The organism is Pantoea sp. S-LA4 (assembly GCF_054482835.1).
This window is the reverse complement of sequence record NZ_JBTLRC010000004.1, coordinates 189,447-211,934: the sequence shown is the minus strand read 5'-3', so window position 1 is coordinate 211,934 and position 22,488 is coordinate 189,447. Positions and strand designations below refer to the sequence as shown.

At 57.5% G+C, this 22,488-nt stretch carries 19 protein-coding genes; 4 read left to right on the top strand and 15 right to left on the bottom strand.

The window, feature by feature from the left end:
* Positions 1-650 precede the first annotated feature (650 nt).
* Positions 651-1,322 (bottom strand): hypothetical protein, encoded by a 672-nt coding sequence (locus ACX3P5_RS21620; RefSeq protein WP_458969359.1) that lies wholly within the window; start codon positions 1,320-1,322, stop codon positions 651-653.
* Positions 1,323-1,443: 121 nt separating this feature from the next.
* The gene (locus tag ACX3P5_RS21615) at positions 1,444-2,373 is read right to left on the bottom strand and encodes a LysR substrate-binding domain-containing protein (protein WP_458969358.1); all 930 of its coding nucleotides are present in this window, start codon (positions 2,371-2,373) and stop codon (positions 1,444-1,446) included.
* Positions 2,374-2,470: 97 nt separating this feature from the next.
* Between ACX3P5_RS21615 and ACX3P5_RS21610 the strand changes: the two genes are divergently transcribed.
* Positions 2,471-3,529 (top strand): SDR family oxidoreductase, encoded by a 1,059-nt coding sequence (locus tag ACX3P5_RS21610; protein ID WP_458969357.1) that lies wholly within the window; start codon positions 2,471-2,473, stop codon positions 3,527-3,529.
* A gap of 66 nt (positions 3,530-3,595) precedes the next feature.
* Here the strand turns inward: ACX3P5_RS21610 and rluF are convergent, their stop codons facing one another.
* The 4 genes from rluF to ACX3P5_RS21590 all read right to left on the bottom strand — a co-directional run bounded on the left by rluF (position 3,596) and on the right by ACX3P5_RS21590 (position 8,221).
* Entirely contained in the window at positions 3,596-4,468 is an 873-nt protein-coding gene (gene rluF / locus ACX3P5_RS21605; protein ID WP_458969356.1) for a 23S rRNA pseudouridine(2604) synthase RluF, read from the bottom strand.
* A 111-nt stretch (positions 4,469-4,579) separates the two neighbouring features.
* Positions 4,580-5,065 carry a GNAT family N-acetyltransferase gene (locus tag ACX3P5_RS21600; protein ID WP_336756344.1) on the bottom strand — a complete coding sequence of 162 codons (486 nt, stop codon included), beginning with the start codon at positions 5,063-5,065 and terminating at the stop codon, positions 4,580-4,582.
* A gap of 77 nt (positions 5,066-5,142) precedes the next feature.
* Entirely contained in the window at positions 5,143-7,125 is a 1,983-nt protein-coding gene (locus ACX3P5_RS21595; protein WP_458969355.1) for an autotransporter outer membrane beta-barrel domain-containing protein, read from the bottom strand.
* Between the two features lie 205 nt (positions 7,126-7,330).
* Entirely contained in the window at positions 7,331-8,221 is an 891-nt protein-coding gene (locus ACX3P5_RS21590; protein ID WP_233988320.1) for a MurR/RpiR family transcriptional regulator, read from the bottom strand.
* 468 nt (positions 8,222-8,689) lie between these two features.
* On the opposite strand from ACX3P5_RS21590, the gene ACX3P5_RS21585 reads away from it, so the two are divergent.
* Both ACX3P5_RS21585 and ACX3P5_RS21580 read left to right on the top strand, forming a co-directional pair.
* Positions 8,690-10,819 (top strand): TonB-dependent siderophore receptor, encoded by a 2,130-nt coding sequence (locus ACX3P5_RS21585; RefSeq protein ID WP_262287709.1) that lies wholly within the window; start codon positions 8,690-8,692, stop codon positions 10,817-10,819.
* Positions 10,806-12,011 carry an ABC transporter substrate-binding protein gene (locus ACX3P5_RS21580; RefSeq protein ID WP_458969354.1) on the top strand — a complete coding sequence of 402 codons (1,206 nt, stop codon included), beginning with the start codon at positions 10,806-10,808 and terminating at the stop codon, positions 12,009-12,011. The genes ACX3P5_RS21585 and ACX3P5_RS21580 overlap by 14 nt, the downstream gene beginning before the upstream one ends.
* Here the strand turns inward: ACX3P5_RS21580 and ACX3P5_RS21575 are convergent.
* The 5 genes from ACX3P5_RS21575 to ACX3P5_RS21555 form a co-directional block, all read right to left on the bottom strand.
* Positions 11,949-12,938, bottom strand: a complete 990-nt coding sequence (locus ACX3P5_RS21575; RefSeq protein ID WP_336756075.1) for an XdhC family protein — start codon at positions 12,936-12,938, stop codon at positions 11,949-11,951. The two genes, ACX3P5_RS21580 and ACX3P5_RS21575, sit on opposite strands and share 63 nt — an antisense overlap.
* Positions 12,935-13,501, bottom strand: coding sequence for a nucleotidyltransferase family protein (locus ACX3P5_RS21570; protein ID WP_233988324.1), 567 nt, complete (start codon positions 13,499-13,501; stop codon positions 12,935-12,937). Before ACX3P5_RS21570 ends, ACX3P5_RS21575 begins: the two co-directional genes overlap by 4 nt.
* Positions 13,502-13,604: 103 nt before the next feature.
* A complete protein-coding gene (locus tag ACX3P5_RS21565; protein WP_458969353.1) occupies positions 13,605-15,929 on the bottom strand; it encodes a xanthine dehydrogenase family protein molybdopterin-binding subunit in 2,325 nt (774 codons plus the stop codon).
* Positions 15,926-16,918, bottom strand: a complete 993-nt coding sequence (locus ACX3P5_RS21560) for an FAD binding domain-containing protein (RefSeq protein WP_458969352.1) — start codon at positions 16,916-16,918, stop codon at positions 15,926-15,928. The genes ACX3P5_RS21565 and ACX3P5_RS21560 overlap by 4 nt, the downstream gene beginning before the upstream one ends.
* A complete protein-coding gene (locus ACX3P5_RS21555; RefSeq protein ID WP_233988328.1) occupies positions 16,915-17,403 on the bottom strand; it encodes a (2Fe-2S)-binding protein in 489 nt (162 codons plus the stop codon). Before ACX3P5_RS21555 ends, ACX3P5_RS21560 begins: the two co-directional genes overlap by 4 nt.
* Before the next feature lie 413 nt (positions 17,404-17,816).
* Here ACX3P5_RS21555 and ACX3P5_RS21550 point away from each other — a divergent pair, with 413 nt between their 5' ends.
* Entirely contained in the window at positions 17,817-18,725 is a 909-nt protein-coding gene (locus ACX3P5_RS21550) for a LysR family transcriptional regulator (RefSeq protein ID WP_458969351.1), read from the top strand.
* A 12-nt stretch (positions 18,726-18,737) separates the two neighbouring features.
* On the opposite strand, the gene ACX3P5_RS21545 is transcribed toward ACX3P5_RS21550, so the two are convergent.
* From ACX3P5_RS21545 to ACX3P5_RS21530, 4 genes are read right to left on the bottom strand one after another with little or no spacing between them, the layout of a single operon-like run.
* The gene (locus ACX3P5_RS21545) at positions 18,738-19,577 is read right to left on the bottom strand and encodes a metal ABC transporter permease (RefSeq protein ID WP_458969350.1); all 840 of its coding nucleotides are present in this window, start codon (positions 19,575-19,577) and stop codon (positions 18,738-18,740) included.
* Positions 19,577-20,437, bottom strand: coding sequence for an iron/manganese ABC transporter permease subunit SitC (sitC, locus tag ACX3P5_RS21540; protein ID WP_458969349.1), 861 nt, complete (start codon positions 20,435-20,437; stop codon positions 19,577-19,579). Before sitC ends, ACX3P5_RS21545 begins: the two co-directional genes overlap by 1 nt.
* 2 nt (positions 20,438-20,439) lie before the next feature.
* A complete protein-coding gene (locus ACX3P5_RS21535) occupies positions 20,440-21,255 on the bottom strand; it encodes a manganese/iron ABC transporter ATP-binding protein (RefSeq protein ID WP_233988332.1) in 816 nt (271 codons plus the stop codon).
* Positions 21,252-22,166 (bottom strand): metal ABC transporter substrate-binding protein, encoded by a 915-nt coding sequence (locus tag ACX3P5_RS21530; RefSeq protein WP_409520453.1) that lies wholly within the window; start codon positions 22,164-22,166, stop codon positions 21,252-21,254. The genes ACX3P5_RS21535 and ACX3P5_RS21530 overlap by 4 nt, the downstream gene beginning before the upstream one ends.
* Positions 22,167-22,488 lie beyond the last annotated feature (322 nt).

The following is a 22,488-nucleotide window of genomic DNA, read 5'->3' as shown; positions in this document are numbered from 1 at the left end:
TTTCAGGCATGACAAAAATGCCTCAAAGGCCGATGCCTTCATCCAAAAACAATCCGGAAAAGATAATTCCAGAATGAATATGCATGTTATTTAAAATGAGCTGCTCTTATTTTATTCCAGATCTCAGTTAGAGATGGCTATATATCCTCAAAAATGCCATTGCCAAATGACAACAATTTTAATTAGCTAAACGTTGACTTTATTGATCCCTCATATGTTTCTTTGTTATCTAACACGCCTTCATTTTTTTCATAACGGCTTTGCCAATCAGTAACGCGATATTATTAACCACTCCCAGCGTGCTCCCGGATGGATGTTTACTGCTTCAGGCAGTTAAGAGTGTCTGATGCCAAAAGGACACTCGATTGCCATCCTGACAGGCTATCTGCATAACCCTGAACGCTCTGCATAAAGCGTTGTTCGTCAACAGGTAAACCATAAGGCCAGCGTGCAACCCTGCGCCGGCAACCAGCAAGCCCCAGGAATGGCGCAGCGGATAGCGTTTATCCGTGAAGGCTTAGTTCCATCACGCTAAACGCCTGAGGAGGTCAGGACCAGATGTGAGGCTGTGAGGCTGTGAGGCTGCGAGAAAGCGAGAAAGCGAGAAAGCGAGAAAATAAGGCTGCGAGAAAACGACAACGCGATAAAGGTCAGTTTTTACTCAGATAGCGCCGGTCATCTCGCGCCTGGAGCCGCGCGGCGGCCGGTGTCGGAAAGATATAGCTGAAGAGATCGCGATAAAAGTTCAGATGCTTTACCAGTCCGTCGTGAATGGTTTTGCTGATATCTTTGGTCAGGAAGTCGTGAGTGGTCGCGAAGCTGGCGGGGGTGAAAAAGGTTTTATCAAAGACGTTAACTATGCCTTCCCACTTCATCACTCGCTCTTCCTGCGAGGCGTCCCCAGAAGCAACGAAAATCGCCTTGTGCGATTTTACCCCGTGATTACTGACATAGGTTACGGATGAATCGTAGCCGCGCTTACTGCGCCAGCGGCAAAATTCATAGGGCACATCATAACGCGGCAGAACGAAGTCCGGGCAGCGGAAGTGGTCATCACAGACTAAGCCCTCCAGCGTAACCTCAACATGGAGAAAATCCTGCATAAAGTCGAACTGTCGGGTTTTGCTGCAGCTGACGTTGATGTTGAAATGACCAGACTGCACATACCAGTAGTTGGTAAATCCGGTCACCAGAATACAAAATACCTGCCAGTCACTGAGTCTGCGATCGCCCGCCAGGCCTCTGAAGCGGCTGATCATCATCCGCGATTTCGGATGCTGATACGCTTTCAGTAGCGGATCGTTCATACCTTTCAGTAACATCAGGCCTACTCCTTAATATTTTGCGTTTATCCTGCCACGCCGCCCTGACCCTGAAAAGCGCACTTCTTCTGATTGTGCAGTGCTTAACAAAGATGGACGAGCGGCTGGCACCTCACCGCCCTCAGGCTGGCTCACCGGCGCCGTTCGCCGGCGGTGTGGCTTTGGACAGGGAAACCAGCATCTGCTCAAACAGCGTCACCAGTTGCCGTACCTTGTCAGGAATGAAGCGAGCATCGGGAAAAATCGCGTAGAGATAACGATCCGGCAACCGGTAATCCGGCAAAATTCTGACCAGCCGACCGGCTGCCAGCGCATCAGCGCCCATAAGCGTCTGTATCGCGCCAATCCCCAGGCCTGCTTCAATCGCCGCTGTCAGCGAGTGACTATTATTGGAACGAAACACCGACTCCACCGCGAGCGACACCGCTTCCTCTGCTGATACCAGCCGTAACGGCGCATCGGGCTGCAGGCCGCTGAAGCGGATATGCGGATACCGCTGTAAATCAGTGGGCGTTCGTGGCTCGCCGTGACGGGCGATCCAGTCAGCCGAAGCCACCAGCACCGTTTCGACGGTGGTCAGCGTGCGAGCGGCCAGGCTGGCAGGCGGCGCTTCGCTGAGACGAATAGCAACATCAACTCCTTCTGCCACCACATCGGCCAGGCGATCGTCCAGCGCCACCTCCAGCCGCAGAGCCGGATGCTGCTGCTGGAACCGTAACAGATGCGGCATAAAGCGCTGGCCCAGACCGCTCGGCAACTGGATGTGCAGTTTTCCCTGTAGCGACGGCGATTCAGGCCTTATTTGCTGCTCCAGCTCTTCCATTGCGTACAACAGTTGTCTGACCTGACTCAGGTAACGCTGGCCCGCTTCAGTCAGCGCCATCGCGCGCGTGGTTCGGTGCAATAGCACCACGCCCAGTTCCGCTTCCAGCGCGGCGACCTGCTGACTCATCGCCGACTGCTTCATCCCGTGCTGACGTGCAGCGGCTGAAAACGATCCCGCCTCGGCGACACGGATGAAAGTCTGCATCGCATTCAGTTTGTTTTGCATTTATTGATTTTCTTAATAGGTGTCATCTGATTAAGGGGGATTTATTCAGAAAGAATAGCAGGTGACACTGCGATCTCATTCAGTGAGGAGCGTAACGATGAATAACAGGCAGAAAAATAGGGTTGCACTGGTGGCGGGCGCCACCGGCATTGTCGGTCAGCAACTTATTCGGGCGCTAATGGCGCAGCACTGGCAGGTCACAGGACTGACTCGCCAGCCACGTCCAGACAACGATTCAGGCAATCTGTTATCGGTCGATCTTCTCGATCGCTCACAGAGTCAGCAGATACTCTCATCACTGACTGAGGTCACACACATTTTCTACAGCGCATGGCTCGATGCGCCCGACTGGGCCGCGATGGTGAAACCTAACGTAACGATGCTGCAAAACCTGGTGAGTGGCGTGGAGCAGGTTGCCCCACTGCAGCACGTCAGTCTGATGCAGGGTTACAAAGTTTACGGCGCCCATCTTGGCCCGTTTAAGACGCCCGCCCGGGAGAGTGATGCCGGTGTTCCGGGCGCCGAATTTAATGCCAGCCAGCAGCGCTGGCTAAGCGCACAACAGCAGGGTAAAGCCTGGCACTGGAGCGCACTGCGTCCCGGCGTAGTGGGAAGCGACAGGCCAGGCAACAGCATGAACCTGGCACTCAGCCTGGCAATCTATGCGTCGATTTGCCATGCCGAAGCGTTGCCGCTGCGTTTTCCTGGCTCGCTGGAAACCTGGCACAGCCTGGTGGATTTTACGGATGCGGAATTACTGGCCGATGCGACGCTCTGGGCGGCAGAGGCCGCTGAGGCGCATAATCAGGCGTTTAATATTAACAACGGCGATCTGTGGCGCTGGAGCGAGCTGTGGCCGGTGATCGCGGACTGGTTCGGGCTCGACATTGCGCCGCCGGTTTCATTATCCCTGCAGCAGCTGTTTCACGATTACCGGCAAACCTGGCGTGAACTCGCCGCCGCCAGGGCGCTGGTGCAGCCCGATATTCTGGCGCTCAGTGACGGCCGCTTTGCTGATTTCGTCTTCGGCTGGCGTTACGATATGTTTGGCGACGGCAGTAAGATCCGTCAGGCGGGATTTCATCATTTCCGGGCAACTGACACGATGCTTTGCGATCTATTTGCCCGTTTTCGCGCCGCCCGAATCATTCCCTGAGCAGCCCGGCCAGCACTCTGGAGAGAGAGCGATGCCAGCCAGCCGCACTCTCCGATCCTCGCGGCATTAGCGCCCTTTTTTCTTCCGTCCCGGCTGTACAAAGCGCTTGCGTGAGGCGCTATCAGGCTCCGCTTTCCCGGCCGGTCTGGCGGGACTTTTCTGCGGTTTCTTAGCCGCAGCGGATTTTGCTGGCGCTTTCTTCGCGGGCTTATCTTCTGAAGAGGAGTTCTCCAGCAGTTTAAACAGTTCGATCAGTTCATCATCCGTCAGATCGCGCCACTCGCCCAGCGGCAGGCCTTTCAGATTGACGTTCATGATGCGGGTGCGCTCCAGCTTCGTGACTTCAAAGCCAAAGTGCTTACACATCCGGCGAATCTGGCGATTCAGCCCCTGCACCAGCGTGATGCGAAACACGAAAGGCGCTTCTTTTTTGACTTTGCACTTTTTGGTCACAGTGCCCAGCATCGGCACGCCCGCGCCCATTCCGGCAATGAACTCGTCGGTAATCGGCTTATCGACGGTGACGACATACTCTTTTTCGTGATTATTGCCGGCACGCAGAATTTTATTGACCAGATCACCGTGGTTAGTCAGGAAAATCAGCCCCTGCGAATCTTTATCCAGACGGCCAATCGGGAATACCCGCTTACTGTGGTTGACGAAATCGCTGATGTTATCGCGTTCACCCTCTTCCATGGTGGTGATAATGCCAACCGGCTTGTTCAGGGCAATCAGCACCAGATCGTCTTCGTCACGCGGTTCGATAAGCTGACCATTTACTTTCACCACATCGCCTGCAAATACCTGTGCGCCGACAGCGGCGCGCTTGCCGTTGATGAAAACGTTGCCCTGCTCGATGTAACGATCGGCGTCGCGACGAGAACAGATTCCGCTCTCACTGATGTATTTATTGAGACGAGTCGATGAATGAGTCAGCATGGTTCCTCCAAAAAACGCGGACTATACCTTACCGGCGTGGGCTTGCGAAGTGTTTGCGCATGAAACTTTGCGGCGGGTAAAGCGGCGCTGTCGATAGCGCCATCCGGCTAATCAGTCAGAGGACGGCAACAGCTCGATTGCCATCTCCATACAGCGTAATCCGCCACCGGCCAGCTTCGAAGGGTAAAGGCTTTCACCCAGCAACGTGAAGCCATGCTGCTGATAAAAGCTGGCGGCATTAGGCGTAGACAAAAGCGTCAGACGCCGGTAGCCACGGCGCAGCGCGTCCGCTTTGATGGTAGCAATGATCTCGCCAGCCAGCCCCTTGCCGGTATAGCCGGGCAGCGTGAATATCGCCTCAACGCTGCCGGCAGCCAGGTCGAGCGAACCGGTTGCTATCGGTCGTCCGTCAGGACCATCGATGACGAAAAAGGGATTCTCGCGGATCATCGCCGGGAAACTGGCAGGCATTCGGTCCGGTGTCCAGGCTGCAATCACCTCGGGCGTATAGGCTGTCTGACAGCCATGGCGGATCGCCTGATTGCGGATAGTCCACAATAGCGTCGCCTCTTCAGGTAATGCCCGTCTGACATTCATCATCCCCTCCTGCCTGAACTTTTCGGATCGTACCGCTACGTTATCACACCGCTTCCCTGCCGTGCGATTAACGCCGATCAGAAGCGGGCATTGAGCCCGATGTTCCAGGTCACCTGATGATATTGACTGTTGCCCGCCACCGCAGAAACGCCCGCAAACGCATTCACTGCGCTACCCAGCGGTACGCTGGCACCGACCGCCATATCCAGCCAGTTGTCATCGCCTGAGTCGCTGGTGCGGGTAAACGCCGTGCGGGTTGATTTCAGCCCGGCGGTTACCGCTGAATCACTGTCGCCAAACTGATGGTTGTAGCTGACCTGCGCCCACGGATTAATCAACAGCTGCCTGCTGTCGATGCGCCAGCCTACAGAACCCACCTGCGAATGCAGCGTCTGATCGCCAAAGCGCATGGCGCTACTGCGGTTACCCTGCTCCCGATAGCCGTCTACCTGACTGTAATCCAGCGCGTAGCTGGCAACCGGACCGGTGGACACATACTGCCCCAGCGGCAGATCCCAGCCGGTTTCAATCCGCATTCCCAGCAGTTTCCCTTCGGTGCTGCCCTGCTCGGTACGGGTGGCCGGTCCCAGTCTGACCTGACGTTCAATATCGTCGAAATCGAGATCGGCATAGTGCAGATCGGCATTAATCCAGCCCTGATCAAACAGCCGCAACTGACTCCACAGCGCCACCAGATTGCCGCGCAGACGGTAATCGAAACGTGATGACGGGTCCTGACGCTGGGTGGTCGCCGAAAACATTGCCCCGGCCTGCCAGCTGTCGGTCAGCTGATAACCGATACCGATCGCGCCATTGGCACTGGTGGCATCACCCTCTGCATCACTGTCGCCGCGAAAATCTCGTGACTGACCCGCATAGCCGCCGAACACCGTGAACTGTCCGGCGTCAGCAGGCTGCTGACGTTGCTGCTGTAAATGCCCATCCAGCGTATTTCTCGCGTCCCGCACCAGCATCAGGGGGGACTGATTCAGCGCCGCGACCTGCAACGGGGCATCCAGGATCGACTCGATATAGTCAGCGATCAGCGCATGTACCGCCGGGCTGGGATGCAGACGATCCGCGAACAGATACTGTTGCGCCTGCGAGAAGCCTGGGGTTGACGAGGTGCAATCCATCGCCGAGACGCCCGGCGGACAGGCCATGCCGGCGCTGTTGCTGATGCCGTACAGGCCCGGATTATCGATCACCTCGCTGAACAGTCCGTTAATATCGACCCGCGCGATATTGCCGCCGCTGGCCACCAGCCCCTGCTCCTCCAGCTGGTTATAGCGGTCGGTCAGCGTCGCCGCGGTGTCGCTCAACAGCTGCCAGGCGGCAAACAACTGCTGTGCGATCGCTTCACGCACCAGCGGAATGGCTGGGATCTGATCGGCCGCCGCTTGCAGCGCCGTTTCGATAGCCTGCTCACGCGCTGCCCGGTCAGGCGTGGTAACAGTGCTCAGCGACTGAAACAGCGCCGCCATCGCCGGTTCTGCGACCGGGCCCAGCGGTTGCAGAATCGCCTGTAACAGCGCCGGTGTCGCCCCGACGTCAGGCACCGTCGGGACAATCACCGTACCGGCCCCGGCCGCCAGCAACCGGCTGACCTGGTCGGACGCCGCACGGGCACTGTTATCAATCAACTGCACCGCATTCAGCGGATTTGCCGCGGCGGCGGCCAGGTCGTTGCCGCCGATCCAGTGAATATAGAGGCCATTGCCATCGGCACGGCCGCCATTAGCGGTGAGGTAGCGATCGACCTGATCCTGCGTGTTGAACTGCGGATTCAGCAGCGGCACGGCCACCGCACCGCCAGCGGCATAGTTGCTGCCGCCCTGGGATGAGGGCAGCAGGGTCTCATTCAGATGTTGCGCTACTCTCTCGTCATACAAAGGATGGGAAGCCGCATCGTAGGTGAAGCGGCCGACGTTACCGCCGTCGCTCAGGCTATCGCCAAAAACGGTGAGCTGGCTCCAGGCCGCTGCCGGCAACGGAGAGAGCATACCGAGACTGGTCATTGCCGCACCGGCGAGCAGGTGTCGCGCGTGAAAGGATTTCATCGTCAGCTCCGCACAAGGTCACAAGGATTAAAGAAAGGAAAAACAGGGCTCAACACCCCGAAGCAAAGTAAGCGTAGTCGGCAGCGGAGAAGGGTTGCAGAAAAGTCGCGATCGGGATCTCAAAGCGGGAAAATTTGATTTATGTATCGTCGGTAACCGGCAAGAGCTGTGCTTGCCGGTGCTGTAGTAAACCTGAAGGCTGGCGCTACTTTTTACCGGCCGGTTTCAGGCCGCGATAGAGATCCTGTAACCGTTTCATGGTTTTGACGGTGCGCTGCGGTAGCGTAGAGGCCACCGACAGGATCAGCATCTCCAGACAGACCATAATGGTGCCATGTAGCGGAATGCGGCCCTTTTCACCGCCGCGTGGCACGTCGATCACCACCTCCGCCTCGCGGGCAAAAAATGAGTCGGTCGCATGGGTCAGCAGAATAATCGGGATGCCGAGCCGTTTCGCCTCGCGGACCACCGTCGTCCCTTCCCGGTGGGCTGATTGCTGCGCCATCATCACCAGCACATCACCGCGCTGCAGCGCCAGCATCTGCTCCGCCAGCGCAATGCCGGCACGATTGAGGGAAAATGCCGGAAGTCCGATACGATTCAACAGGCGAACGCTGTAATCCGCCAGAATGCCGGAGGCGTTGATACCAAAAATCGCCACCTGACGCGCTTCACTCAGCAGCGCTACCGCATCGGCAACCGCGACACGGTTTTGCGGTTGTGACATGACCTCGCAGGCGCGCCGGTGCCCCTCCAGCACAAAGTCGATCGCGCTGTTTACATCGCTGGTCACTTCACTGACGGTGGTGATCATCTTATCTTCGGAGGTCAGCGACGGCCCAAACCCTGCCTGCAGCGTCTGCTTCAGATCGCGCAGCCCACTGAAGCCCAGCGCCTGAACCGCGCGGATCACCGTTGCATCGGAGGTCTGATTAGCCAGCGCAATCTCCATCGCGGTACTCTCCAGCACCGTTTCCCGCTGTTGGTCGATATAGCGAGCCACCGCCAGCAAGCGAGGCGACAGCTGTTTTTCCCGCGAGCGCAGACGTTCGCCGAAGACATCTACCCGATTTTTACCTGTTCTGACCTGTTTCATTAAGGGACCTGCGCTGGCTATGACGTGCCTGTCGCAACCGACGGCACGGAAAGTGCGCTGATTCTAACCTCAGGCCTGTAGTGAGCAAAAATAATTAACGCTGATTCACCTGTTTATTCTGGGGGATTAATCGTTAAACAGACCAGCACTTTTATTTTTAACGCTTATTATTCAATGATTAAATTTGATCGCAGCGCTCTGATAACCTGAAAAATCACGCCGCAAACAATGTAGTGAATATTTATATAATTATGTTTACTACTACAATCACCAATGGTTGAATGATTCTCAATTACAGATGAGAAGAATTGTCGTCAACGTGGTCTGTTGCCCTTCTGAGCCGCATCGCTGCGGCAGTCTGCTCACTGTTTACTCTCTGCACTTTGCAGAATACCGCCAGGACGGTCGGCGATAGCTGCGGCTGCGTTGAACCTTAAGCCTCTCTCGCTTCAGACACGAAAAGTAGAAATGAATAACCGTTCAGATAAAAGTAAAAATCCGACTCGCCTGTCGGCGCTGACGATGGCCACGTGTAGCGCGCTGTTAATGATGCAGGCACAGGCAGCCAGCGATGCCGACTCGCCGGATATCACCGTGACCGGCGACGGCAACCCGGAAACGGGTTACAGCCATAACCAGAGCAGCATTGGCAGCAAAATGCCTACTGCGCGCCTGGACGAAGCGCAATCGATCAGCACCGTCACTCAGCAGCAGCTGGAGGATTATCAGGTCAGTTCGCTGTCGGAGGCGATGCGCTTTGTCAGTGGCGTGTCTGAAGCCAACACGCTGGCCGGCACCGAAGATGGTTTTGTCCGGCGCGGGTTCGGTAGCAACGGGGATGGTTCGATCTATCGTGATGGCATCCGCAGCAGTCAGGGGCTGAATGTTGACGCCACCACCGAGCGGGTTGAGGTGCTGAAAGGCTCAGCCTCGCTGCTGTACGGCATTCAGAATCCGGGTGGCGTGATTAACGTGGTCAGTAAGAAACCGCAGTATCAGTGGCATAGCAAAATCAGTGGCCGTTACGCCAGCGAAGGCGGCGGCGCGGGGACGCTGGATGTGACCGGCCCGTTGGGAAACGGCTTCGCCTTTCGACTGATCGCTGAAAAACAGCACCAGGATTACTGGCGCAATTTTGGCAGCGAGCAACATACTCTGCTGGCCCCGTCTTTGCAGTGGTATGGCGAACAGGCGAGTTTTCTGATCGGTTATGCTGATTACCGCTATGACATCCCTTACGATCGCGGCACCGCGTTTATCAACAACAAGCCGATCGCCATTGGCTACAAGGATCGGCTTGACGACACCGCTAACCACGCCTGGGGCCACAATAAAACCCTGAACGCCAGCTACGAATGGCAGTTCAACGAGGCGTGGCGCACCCGCTTTACGCTGGGCTGGAACCAGCGTCGCTATGACAATAACGAAGTGCGGGTGACGGCGGTTAATACCACCACCGGCGCGGTGACCCGTCGCGCTGATGCCAATCGTGGCTTCAACCATAAGACTCACTACCTGAGCTGGGATCTGCTGGGAAACCCGGAGATCGCCGGGATGTCGCACGCGCTGGTGCTGGGTACCGATTATGAGATGAACCAGACTTATCGCGCTCATCAGTATCAGGGTAAGGCGACCAGCCGTTTTAACTTCTTCCAGCCCGAATATAATCAGCTGTCACCGCTGACCGACAGCAGCACCGAAAACAGCGCTAACGCCAACAACCTGAACCGCATTCATAGTCGTTCGATCTACGCGAAAGATAGCGTGACGTTGTCACCTGACTGGATTGTGGTCGTCGGCGGCCGCTACCAGCATTATGAGCAGCGCGCCTCAAAAGGCTTCGATCCGCAGGTTGAAACGCTCAACGACGAGGGCAATAAGTTTCTGCCGCAGGCCGGGATCATCTACAAACTCACGCCCGCTTTATCGTTTTATACCAGCGTGAGTCAATCTTTTACCCCGTCGACTAACGTGGAGGACGATGGCAGCGTTGGCAAACCTGAGCAGGGAACCAGTTGGGAGATTGGCAGCAAATGGCAGCTCACCCCCAATCTGTTTGCCTCGCTCGCCCTCTATCGTATCGATGAAAAATCGATGTCGCTCAGCATTAACGGCACGACGCGCGCGATTGATAAAGCACGCTCCAGCGGGGCTGAATTTGAACTGAATGGCGAAATTGCGCCAGGCTGGGATCTGAGTGCTAATTACAGCTACGACCAGGCGGAAATCGTTGAGGATCGGGTGAATCCGGATAACAACGGTAACCGGCTGCAAAATGCGCCGCGTCATGCTGGTGCGCTCTATCTGAGCCATGAACTGCAACTCAGCGGCCTGCCCGGCAGTGTCCGGCTCGGCGGCGGCGCGCGCTATGTTGGCAGCCGTGCCGGCGATCCGGAGAACAGTTTTACCCTGCCGGATTATGTCGTAGCCGATAGCTTTATCGCCTGGAATCATCGACTGTTCGGTGAGAAAACGCAGTTGCGGCTTAATCTCAACAACCTGTTCGATAAACACTATTACAGCTCAAGCGGCGGCAACCTGCGCGTCCGCGAAGGCGAAACCCGTAACCTGATGGTACAAGCCAGTGTTGAATTTTAAGCCATTTCGCGGTCTGCTGCGCCAGAGCCTGCTGCTGCTGAGCCTGCTCTGCGTCACGCTGCCTGCCGGCGCGCGTACCCTGATCGATATCACCGGGCAGCGCATCAGCGTGCCGGATCGTCCTCAGCGGATTGTGCTGGGTGAGAGCCGGATGCTGTATAGCATTGCGCTGCTGTCGTCCGGCAATCCGCTGCAGCATATTGTCGGCTGGCCGCAGGATCTGAAGAAATACGATCCGCAGACCTGGCAGATTTTTGCCCGCCGGTTTCCGCAGATGCTGAAGATTCCGGCGCTCGGCCTGGATGGCGTCAATGACATCAATCCCGAGCAGGTTATCGCGCTGAAACCCGATCTGGTGATATTGCCGCAGCTGGCACGCAACAGTGATAGCGGCCAGCAACTGGAAGCGATGCTCAACGCGGCGCATATTCCGGTACTCAGGGTTGATCTGCGGGTTAACCTGCTGAAAAACAGTGAGCGCAGCATGACGCTACTCGGCGAGGTATTCAGCCAGCCGCAGCGGGCGGCCGATTTTAATCGCTTTTACCGTTTCCACATGCAGCGCATTGCCAGCCGGCTGGCCAGCTATCATGGCCCGAGGCCCTCCGTACTGCTGCAGTTGCATCTGGGACGACGCAGTGAATGTTGCGTCACCTCAGTCAATGGCAGTCTCGGTGAGTTGCTGAGCTTTGCTGGCGGCGAGAACATTGCCCGCCAGCAGGTTAAAGGGGTATTCGGACGATTAAGTGAAGAGCAGGTGATCGCTGCCCAGCCAGACTATTACTTCGCCACCGGCACGGCTGGGCCGGATGAGGTGGCTGCGCTGAAGCTGGGGCCGGCCGTCTCCGCAGCGCAGACCCGCGACAGCCTGCTCACCCTGACCGAACAGCAAAACGGGTTGAAACAGCTGCGGGCGCTGCGTAACGGCCACAGCGGTGCGCTGTGGCATAACTTCTACCTCAGCCCGTGGCATGTGGTTGCCACCGAATTTTTTGCGACCACGCTCTATCCTGAGCTGTTCCACGATGTCGATCCGCAGCAGACGCTGAGGCAACTGTTCCATGACTTTTTGCCGATTCCACTGTCGGGCAGCTACCTCTACCGGCTCTCTCCGGCCGGGCCCGCATCTTCAGGCAGCGGGTCGCGACCGCCCGAGGTTCTTCACCCGGACAATGTCGGCCATCACCGATAGCGCAATCTCCGCCGGGGTTTTGCTGCCAATCGGCAGGCCAATCGGGGCATGGATGCGGTCCAGTTCGCCGCGATCCATGCCGGCGATCTGCTGGAGCCGCGCCCGCCGCTTCTCGCTGTTTTTCACCGATCCCATAATGCCGATATAGAAAGCTGGCGTGGCGATCGCTTCCATCATCGTCAGGTCGTCAATACGCGGATCGTGGGTCAGCGCCACAATCGCCACGGCCGCATGCGCCCCGTTCAGTTCCAGCCAGCGCGCCGGATGCTGCCGCACCAGCGTAACGTTATCCGCTGCGCCGTAGTGGCTCTCCAGTTCGGCAAGCATCTCGGGACGATGTTCACACACCCGCACATGAAACCCCAGCATCTGCCCCAGCCGGATGCATTCAAACGCCACGCTGGAGTAACCCGCCACCAGCAACTCCGGGATCGCGCCGACCGGCAGCACCAGTTGCTGTTCACTGACGCTCAGCGCCGGCAAACTCCGATCCGCCGCCACCTTTTCCCAGTGCGCACGTTCACCGGGCCGGATCAGCTTCACCATCGGCTGCTGACCGCTGAGCGCCCGCTGCATCGCGGTTAACAGCGCCAGGCTGGCCGCATCGGGCGGCAGAAACTCAATCACAATCTCCAGACTGCCGCCGCACGGCAGGCTGACCGTCGGGCGCATACCGCCTTCCCCATATCGCACCTGCTGGCTGCTGGCCCGATAGGCACCGCTGGCCAGCTGGGCTAAAAAATCTTCTTCTATACAACCGCCTGACAGCGAACCGCAGTAAGCGCCCGCTTCGTTCACTGTCATCAGCGTGCCCGGCGCGCGCGGCGACGAGCCGTAAGTACGCAGCACGGTACAGAGCCAGACAGCCTGCCCCGCCTGGCTGCTACTTAACGCCGCATTAATCACACGTTGGTCCAGCGTAATCATGAAAATTCCTTTATCCGCTGCAAATCGCCCGGCAGATCAATGTCATAAAGACAGCCGCGATCGCTGAGAGGCAGGCGAATCGCATCACGCTTTACGATGGCCTGCGCACCCGTATCACCCTGTAAAGCGGTTAATGACCGGTAATAGTGACGCCGAAAACCGACCGGATGGCCCGGCGTACCGTTGATCCAGGGTCTGACCACCGGCGCATCGGCCAGCGCGGCAGCAACCGCCCGATAGCTCCCGGCAGAGATAAACGGCATATCTCCCAGCGCAATCAGCCAGCCGTCATAATCCCGGCTGGCCTCAACGCCAGCGGCGATAGATTCGCCCAGCCCGTTGCTGTCGCAAAGTACGCGGGAAGCGGGCGGGATCAGCGCCTGGATAGCCGTCTGGTCCGGACGGGTTACCACGAACAGATCCAGGCCACTGGCGGCCGCCTGTTGTAGCTGGTGCTGCAACACCGGTTTGCCATTGATTAAAGCCAGCAATTTATGTTCGCCGGTCTGCTGACGGAAACGGCGGCTGAAGCCCGCCGCCATCACCACAAGCGCTATCTTCAAAGCATCCTCTCCTGCTGGTCGCGAAAACGGGCGCAGGATAGATTCTGCGCCCGACGCCTGTTGCCTGCCCGGTTCACCGCAGCAGGTAAGCTGTTCGCCCCGATCAGATGATTTTATCGAGGGTGATCGGCAGGTCGCGTACCCGCTTGCCGGTGGCATGGAACACCGCATTACTGATCGCCGCCGCCACGCCAACGATGCCCAGCTCACCCACCGCTTTACCGCCCATGGTAGTCGCCTCAAAATCCGGCTCACCGACGTTGATGGTAGTAATGCTGGGGATGTCACCGTTAACCGGCACCAGGTAATCGGCCAGATTATTGTTAATCACCCGACCGTTACGCGGATCGATAATTCCCTCTTCCATCAGCGCCTGACCGACCCCCATGATCATTCCGCCAATCCACTGGCTGCGCGCCAGTTTAGGGTTGTAGAGCCGACCGCTGTCGAGCGCCGCCACCATCCGTTTCACCCGAATGGTGCCGAAATCTTCATCGACCCGCACTTCAACAAACTGCGCGCTCCAGCTATGGGCGGAATAAGCCTCCGGCCGGCTCATATCATTCAGATTACGCACGATTTTATCGCGTTCGCTTTGCGGCATGTCATCAGGGAAAGTCCCGCCTTTTACCATCAGGTTCTCGGCAGAGACCAGCGTCGCCAGCTCGGCAAAAGAGAGAGCGGAACCGCCGTGCTGCTGAATGGCGGCATCCTTCAGGCTCAGTTGCGAAACCGGCACGCCGTTAAGTGGCGACGCTGGCAGCTCGCTGGCCAGCGCCAGCAGACGTTCGCGCATTTTCTTCGCGGTATCGTTCACCGCCGCCGTCAGGTTACCCGCCAGCTGTGATCCCCCGGCAACGCCTGCGCGCGGCAGCGTGGTGTCGCCGAGCTGAACGTCGATCGTTTCCGATGAGACGCCAAGATGATCCGCCGCCGTTTGCGCCAGGATGGTGTATGTACCGGTGCCGATATCTGCGCCAGCACACTGCACCACGAAGTGGCCCTGTGGCGTCAGCATAATTTTCGCCTCCGCCGGCAGACGATTGACCGGATAGGTGCCGGACGCCATGCCCCAGCCAATCAGCTCGCGCCCTTCGCGCATGGAGCGCGGCGTCATGATGCGTTTATCCCAGCCGAACGCTTCTGCTCCCTTCTGATACGCCTCTTTCAGACGGCGCGAACTCCACGGCAGGTCGAGCTGGTAATCCTTATCCGCCCAGTTACGCAGGCGCAGCTCCAGCGGATCGATACCCAGTTCATAGGCCATCTCATCCATCGCCACTTCAAGGCCAAATGCGCTGGGATTCTCGCCCGGCGCGCGCATCCAGCCCGGCGTAACGGTGTTAATCGGTCTGACCTGATGCCGGGCCGAGACGTTGCTGACCGCGTACATTCTGGCGGTCACTTTGCTGCAGTTCTCAGCAAAGACATCAATCAGAGAGGTTTCGCTGAAGCTGCGCTGGATAATCGCTTCGATTTTTCCGTCACGCGATGCCCCCAGCTCCAGCTGCTGTGAGGTTGCCGGACGGCCACCCAGACCGGTAAATGTCTGCGGCCGGGTCAGTGAAACTTTCACCGGACGATTCAGGGCGCGCGACGCCACGCTGGCTAACGCGACGTGGGTATAAGGCACCGGCTTGGAACCGAAACCGCCGCCGACATAAGGCGAGATAATCCGGACGTGTTCGGGCTCAATACCCAGCCATTCAGCGATCTCCACCTGCGCGCCCGTTACCCACTGGCTCGGCTCCCAGACCGTGATCTGACCGTCGTGCCAGTGCGCGATGCAGGCGTGTGGCTCCATCGGCATGTTGTATTCCCGCGGCGTGGTATAGCGCTGATTAATGCGCACCGCCGCGCTGTGCATCGCGGTCTGCGCGTCGCCTAAATCGATATCCTGGGCCGACATCGGTTGTGGCTCGACGCCGTCATCGGTGGCGAAAACCCGCGCTGGCGTGGTCTCGTATTCAATCTCAACCAGCGAGGCAGCATAAGTGGCCTGCTCGAAGGTCTCAGCAACCACCAGTCCGATGTTCTGGCCGTTATGAATAATCACATCGTCCTGAATCGGGGTGTAGGTAGACTGCGCCGCGCCGCCATCCGCAATCGCGGTCGGTTTGTTGATCTTTAACGGATTGAGATGGGTATAGACCGCCAGCACGCCTTCAGCCTGCTGCGCTTTGTCGGCGGAAAGACGGGAAATACGGCCGCTGGCCACGGTAGACTGCAGCACCACGCCATACAGCGGATTCTCCGGCTGATGTTCGATGGCATAACGCGCTTCACCCGTCACCTTAACCCGGCCGTCACCCCGCGTTCGCGCCGCGCCCAGCCCGCTGATTGGGTTGCTGGCGGGATGTTCTGCGGTCGCCGGGTCGCTGGTGGCACTGAGTAAATCTCGGCGCGCGTTGTCATTTACCTCGCTCATGCGATCTCTCCTGCTGCCATCAGCGCACGCGCAATCACGCGCGGCGCCAGTTTCACTTTGTATTGGTTATGAGCCAGCGCCTGCGTTTCCTGATTAATCAGTTCCGCGGCCTGGAAGACGGTTTCTTCGTTGAAGGGCTGTCCTTCCAGGGCCTGCTCAACCCGCGTCGCTCGCCAGGGTTTGGTGGCTACGCCGCCCAGCGCGATATGGACCTGCCGCATCACCCCATTTTCCAGCGTGAATCCGGCGGCCGCGCTGGCGGCAGCGAACTCATAGGAACTGCGATCGCGAACCTTGAGATAGTGAGAGCGTTTCAGGGAAGCGGTTTGCGGCACTTCTATCGCAACGATGATCTCGTCATCACCCAGGTCATGTTCCCGATCCGGCGTGTCGCCCGGCAGCAGGAAGAAATCATCAATCGCCACACGGCGACTCTCGCCCTGCTGATTCTGCAGCACCACCACCGCATCAAACGCCACCAGCGCGACCGCCAGATCGCCCGGATAGACGGCGATACAGCTCTCGCTGGCTCCCAGAATCGCATGGTTACTGTTAACACCATCGCGTGCGGCACAGCCAGAGCCCGGATTGCGTTTGTTACAGGCGGAAAACGTGGCCGGATCGCGGTAGTAGGCGCAGCGGGTTCGCTGACGTAAATTCCCACCCAGCGTCGCCATATTGCGGATTTGAGGCGAAGCTGCCTGCCATAAGCTGCCATAGATGGCGGGCGCATTTTGCTGGCAGGCAGGATGATCGGCCAGCTGGCTCATGGTGGTGAGCGCCCCGGCGCTGATTTTGTCTTCGTCAAAACGCAGGCTGCGAAGTTCGTTTAATCCGTTAATGCCAATCAGCTGCGGCGGATTAAATACGCCACACTTCATCAGATCGAGTTGGGTGGTGCCGCCCGCCAGTAGCTGACTACCGGACTGCTGTTTCAACCCTGCCGCTTCGGTAGCCGAATGGGCAACTTTCCAGCTGAACTCATTCATGCGGACTCCTTCGCCATCTCAGCAGCGGCCTGTTTGATCGCGTCGACGATGTGGGGATAAGCGCCGCAGCGACAGAGGTTGCCGCTCATATATTCACGAATTTCGTCGTCCGATCCGGCGTGACCCTCTTTGATACAGGCCACGGCGGACATGATCTGGCCCGGCGTGCAATAACCACACTGGAACGCATCGTTTTCGACAAAGCAGCGCTGCACCGGATGCAGTTCACCGCTGGCCGATTCCAGCCCTTCGATACTGGTCACCTCGGCACCGTCAGCCTGAACCGCCAGCGTCAGACAACTCAGGACCCGCTGACCGTTAATCAGTACCGTACAGGCACCGCACTGTCCCTGATCGCAGCCCTTTTTGGTGCCGGTGAGATTCAAGTGCTCACGTAACGCATCCAGTAAGGTTACGCGGGGATCGATCTGCATCGTCTGTGGCTGCCCATTGACCTGCAGTGTTAGCGATATTTTTTCTGACATTGTCTGCTTCCCATTGTTGGGGGCTAAAAAGTGGTTTTTTTATTAGTCTGTTTCGGACGGGATATAAATCGGGGAGAATCCTGATAACCCTAATCTTTGCACGCGTATGCACGTCTTTAGGTTTAGCAGCTTTTTAGCGGTCCGGCGGTGGAGCCGGTGAAAAGGCGTATCAGGCCGGGCCAGTCAAATCGCGACTTTTGTCTGATATCTGAACGAAAATAAACGTAATGTATTGAATTACTTCAGCTAATCTTAAATGACACTTATTAATCATTTTCACAAACTTAATGCGCAGATTTCATCAATCATCCACTGCTAAGTGAAATATTCTGTTGCGGGCTCAACGAGGTCGGACACCTCTCAGGAGATCGACCGCCAGACGCTGCGGCGACAGGTTAACGGGACAGAAAAGTATGCTTAGAGAGAATTTTAACGATTTGATGTATCTGGTGGTGGTGGCGGAAGAGCGCAGCTTTACCCGCGCGGCAGCCAAACTCGGCGTGTCGCAGTCAGCGCTCAGCCACGCCATTCGTGGACTGGAGGAGCGTCTCAGCACCCGGTTACTGACCCGAACCACCCGCAGCGTGGCCCCGACAGAGGCCGGTGAGCGGCTGATTGACACTATCGCGCCCCTGTTCAGCGAGATTGAATCTGAGCTGGTCAGCATCACTGACACTCAGGGAAAAACCGCCGGCAATATTCGCATTACGGCGGGCGAACATGCGCTGACCTCAACGCTGTGGCCGCTGGTTAAGCCCTTTCTGCAGCGTTATCCCGAGGTCAACATCGAATTTTCGGTGGATAACACCCTGACCGATATTGTCAGCGGCCGCTTTGATGCGGGCGTGCGGCTGGGTGAACAGGTTGAAAAAGATATGGTGGCGGTGCGCATCGGCCCGGACTGGAATATGTGCGTGGTGGCCTCGCCCGATTATTTTGAGCAGCACGGCGTACCGGCAACCCCTTACGATTTGCAAAACCATAACTGCATTAATCTGCGCTTACCGACGCTGGGCGGACTCTATCACTGGGAGTTTATGCGCGATAACAAGGAGGTCAGAGTCAGGGTGGAAGGTCAGCTGATTTTTAATCATCTCGCTTCACGCATCGAGGCGGCGCTCAGCGGCATGGGCATCTGCTACGTGCCGCAGGACAGTGTGGCTGCGCATATTGCGTCCGGCCGACTGGTGCAGGTGCTGGCCGACTGGTGCGACCCTTTTCCTGGCTACTACCTCTACTATCCCAGCCGTAAACAGCATACCCGCGCGTTCGCCCGTCTGATTGAGGCGGTACGCTATAGCGGCGCGTCAACGCCGCTATAGCCGCGCGGTGGCTCACGAAGCCGCAATCCGCTGGCGTTCCAGCCGCCGGGCTTTCTGCCCGGAGACGATCATCGCGACAATGAACACCAGCGCGAACAGCACCACGATGGTCGGCGCCGGTGCGCTGTCGATAAAGAAAGAGAGATAAACGCCACTCAGCGACACCAGCACGGAAACCGCAACCGCCACCAGCAACGCATGGGAAAAACGTCGGGTCAGCAACAGCGCAATGGCACCCGGCGCGATCAGTAACGAGATCGACAGGATAATGCCCACCGCTTTCAGCGTCGCGACAATGGTCAGCGAGACCATGCAGAGCAGACCATAATGCATCAGCCGCGCGGGCAAACCACACACCTGCGCCTGTTGCGGATCGAAGCTGAACAGCATCAGATCACGCCACTTCACCGCAATGACCGCGACAATCAGTGCCGCGATCAGCAGCGTCTGGATCAGATCGGCACCGGTGATGCCCAGCATGTCGCCAAACAAAATATGGTCGAGATGGACTTCAGGCTTCACGGCGATATAGAGAATCAGCCCGACCGCAAACATGCCGGAGAAGACGATGCCCAGCACCGTGTCCTGCTTGATGCGGCTGTTATCCTGTAAAAAACCACTGGCAACTGCACAAAACAGCCCGGCGGCAAAGGCCCCAATCGCCAGCGGAATGCCCAGCATCCACGCCAGCACAATGCCGGGAAAGACCGCGTGGCTCATCGCATCACCCATCAGCGCCCAGCCTTTCAGTACCAGAAATACCGACAACAAGGCGCAGGGGATCGCCACCACCAGCGCAATCAATAGCGCATTCTGCATAAACGCGAACTGGAAAGGTTCAAAAATCCACATTAACCTGGCTCCTTCTCAGCATCACGGCGGGCACGACGACGGTTCGCCAGCAGGCCATGTTTTGGCGCGAAAACAAACGCCAGCAGGAATAACAGCGTCTGCGCTACGACGATAATGCCGCCGGTCGCGCCATCGAGATAGTAACTCGCCCAGGCACCAAGGAAGCTGGTGACGCTGCCTATGGTTACCGCAATCATCAGCAGGCGCGGAAAGCGATCGGTGAGCAACCAGGCTGTCGCGCCTGGCGTCACCACCAGACAGATCACCAGAAAGGCCCCTACCGTTTGTAACGCCGCCACGGTTGACACCGCCAGCAGCGTAAAAAACAGAATCTTTAACCGTTCAGGTCGCAGACCGATGGCCCGCGCGTGATTCTCGTCGAAAAAGGTCACCATCAGGTCTTTCCACTTAAACAGCAGAATGATGATCGAAACCCCGCCAATCAGCGCCAGTTGCAGAATATCGGCAGGGGCAATCGCCAGGATGTTGCCGAGCACAATCGTCTGGATGTTCACCGCGGTCGGATTGAGCGACACCATAAACAGCCCGAGGCCAAAAAAAGAGGAGAAGATCAGACCGATGATCGCATCTTCTTTTAACCGGGTCCGCTGATTGAGCAACAGCATACTGCCCGCCGCCAGCCCGCCCGACAGAAAAGCGCCCAGCGCAAACGGCAGGCCCAGCATGTAAGCGCCCGCAACGCCGGGCACAATGGAGTGCGACAGCGCATCTCCCATCAGCGACCAGCCCTTGAGCATCAGGTAGCAGGAGAGAAACGCGCACAGTCCGCCGACCATGGCAGAAACCCACATCGCGTTGAGCATGTAATGGTATCCGAACGGCTCCAGCAGCAGATTCATGGTCAGTCTCCGTCGTGAAGTGCGCTGCGCGGTGCAATAAACGGGCGTTCATCATCGGTGATGATGTGATCGTCCAGTCCGCTGACGGCGACATGACGCAGCACACCGCTGAACGCCCGCTCAAGATTGGCGGCGGTAAAGGTAGTGCGGGTAGGACCGCTGGCGAGGATGGTGCCCTTAACCATCACGGTGTAGTCACAAAATTCGGTCACCGATCCCAGATTGTGCGTTGAGACCAGCATGGTTTTCCCTTCATCACGCAGCTCGCCCAGCAGGCTGATGATTTTCGCCTCGGTCTGAACGTCGACACCGGTAAACGGCTCATCAAGCAGGATGACGCTGCCCTGCTGCGCAATGGCGCGGGCCAGAAATACCCGTTTCTTCTGGCCGCCGGATAGTTCACCGATCTGCCGATGGCGATAAGCCAGCATATCGACCCGTGCCAGCGCATCATTCACCCTGTCGTGATCCTGCGGTTTTGGCCGCCGTAACAGCCCCATATGGCCATAGCGGCCCATCATCACCACATCCTCGACCAGCACCGGAAATGACCAGTCAACCTCTTCCGACTGCGGCACATAAGCCACCAGACTCTGGCGCAGCGCCTGACGGGTTGGCATTCCCAGCACCGAAATCGTGCCACCGGAGAGCCGGACAAACCCCATCAGAGCCTTAAATAACGTTGATTTACCAGAACCGTTTACCCCCACCAGCGCGGCGATGGAACCGCCAGGAATGCTGAAGCTGGCATCGCGCAGCGCCGTGTGACCGTTACGGTAGGTGACACTGACATTGGAAACCACAATGGTGTCGGTCATGGCGCTTTCCTCCCGGCGTTAATGCCGTTGACCAGCGTCTGCGTGGTGACACGGAGCAGATCAAGATAGGTCGGTACCGGCCCCTGAGCCTGACTTAGCGAGTCAACGTATAAGACGCCGCCATAGTGGGCGCCGGTTTCACGCGCCACCTGACGGGCAGGCTTGTCAGAGACGGTGCTTTCGCTGAACACAGCCGGAATCGCCTCTTTTCTGACCTGATCAATTACTTTTCTCACCTGCTGCGGCGTGCCTTGCTGGTCAGCATTGATCGGCCAGAGGTAAAGCTCTTTCATCCCGAGGTCACGAGCCAGATAGGAGAACGCACCTTCACTGGTCACCATCCAGCGCTGGTTTTCAGGGATGGCGGCGATTTGCTGGCGCAACGGCTCAAGCGCAGCGTTGATTTTCTGCTTATAGCTGGCGGCATTCTGACGATAGGTTTCAGCGTTGGCCGGGTCATACTTCACCAGAGCATCACGGATATTATCCACATAAATCAGCGCATTATCCGGCGACATCCAGGCATGTGGATTGGGCTTGCCGTTATAGGGCCCTTCGCCAATGCCGATCGGTTTCACCCCCTGCGACACCACCACTTCCGGCACGCCTTCCAGATGCTGATAAAAGCGCTGGAACCAGCGTTCAAGATTCAGCCCGTTGGCCATGATCAGCTGTGCGCCCTGGGCGCGTTTAATGTCGCCGGGCGTCGGCTGATACTCATGGATTTCTGCACCCGGTTTGGTGATTGAAGTGACCTCAGCGGCATCACCCGCGACGTTCTTTGCCATATCGGCAATCACCGTAAAGGTGGTGACGACCTTAAATTTTTCTGCAGCATAGCTGCTGGTTGTCATTATCGCCGTCAGCAGCAGGCTGCCCAGCAGCGTTGCGGTTTTCTTTGTCGGGACCATCGCAGGATCTCCAGAGGTGATTAAAAATAACACTAAATTAGCCAGTGCTATTTTTTATAGCACAGGCTATACCTTTGCGACAGCCCGCTTTTGTGAAGTTTCTTCAGCAGCAGCGCCGTTATGACAAGTTGTGTAAGTATTTTTATTTAGTGATTGATTCATAATGCGTTATAAAAAGTCAGGGTTCTTCGATAATCTCTTTAGCGCAGAGGCTGATACTAAAACTTCTGCTCGTCGCCCGATTTGACAGCGCGGTTGAAGGCTGATGTCTGGTGTGAAATCGGGGTAAGGCGCGGTGGAACCCATTGGCCGGCGATCGACC

Bases quoted from the DNA above. Each gene is read 5' to 3' on its own strand.
- ACX3P5_RS21595 (WP_458969355.1), bottom strand. From the start codon at position 7,125: ATGAAATCCTTTCACGCGCGACACCTGCTCGCCGGTGCGGCAATGACC.
- ACX3P5_RS21610 (WP_458969357.1), top strand. From the start codon at position 2,471: ATGAATAACAGGCAGAAAAATAGGGTTGCACTGGTGGCGGGCGCCACC.
- ACX3P5_RS21565 (WP_458969353.1), bottom strand. From the start codon at position 15,929: ATGAGCGAGGTAAATGACAACGCGCGCCGAGATTTACTCAGTGCCACC.
- ACX3P5_RS21585 (WP_262287709.1), top strand. From the start codon at position 8,690: ATGAATAACCGTTCAGATAAAAGTAAAAATCCGACTCGCCTGTCGGCG.
- sitC (WP_458969349.1), bottom strand. From the start codon at position 20,437: ATGAATCTGCTGCTGGAGCCGTTCGGATACCATTACATGCTCAACGCG.
- ACX3P5_RS21620 (WP_458969359.1), bottom strand. From the start codon at position 1,322: ATGTTACTGAAAGGTATGAACGATCCGCTACTGAAAGCGTATCAGCAT.
- ACX3P5_RS21600 (WP_336756344.1), bottom strand. From the start codon at position 5,065: ATGAATGTCAGACGGGCATTACCTGAAGAGGCGACGCTATTGTGGACT.
- ACX3P5_RS21590 (WP_233988320.1), bottom strand. From the start codon at position 8,221: ATGAAACAGGTCAGAACAGGTAAAAATCGGGTAGATGTCTTCGGCGAA.
- ACX3P5_RS21575 (WP_336756075.1), bottom strand. From the start codon at position 12,938: ATGATTACGCTGGACCAACGTGTGATTAATGCGGCGTTAAGTAGCAGC.
- ACX3P5_RS21530 (WP_409520453.1), bottom strand. From the start codon at position 22,166: ATGGTCCCGACAAAGAAAACCGCAACGCTGCTGGGCAGCCTGCTGCTG.
- ACX3P5_RS21615 (WP_458969358.1), bottom strand. From the start codon at position 2,373: ATGCAAAACAAACTGAATGCGATGCAGACTTTCATCCGTGTCGCCGAG.
- ACX3P5_RS21535 (WP_233988332.1), bottom strand. From the start codon at position 21,255: ATGACCGACACCATTGTGGTTTCCAATGTCAGTGTCACCTACCGTAAC.
- rluF (WP_458969356.1), bottom strand. From the start codon at position 4,468: ATGCTGACTCATTCATCGACTCGTCTCAATAAATACATCAGTGAGAGC.
- ACX3P5_RS21555 (WP_233988328.1), bottom strand. From the start codon at position 17,403: ATGTCAGAAAAAATATCGCTAACACTGCAGGTCAATGGGCAGCCACAG.
- ACX3P5_RS21550 (WP_458969351.1), top strand. From the start codon at position 17,817: ATGCTTAGAGAGAATTTTAACGATTTGATGTATCTGGTGGTGGTGGCG.
- ACX3P5_RS21545 (WP_458969350.1), bottom strand. From the start codon at position 19,577: ATGTGGATTTTTGAACCTTTCCAGTTCGCGTTTATGCAGAATGCGCTA.
- ACX3P5_RS21560 (WP_458969352.1), bottom strand. From the start codon at position 16,918: ATGAATGAGTTCAGCTGGAAAGTTGCCCATTCGGCTACCGAAGCGGCA.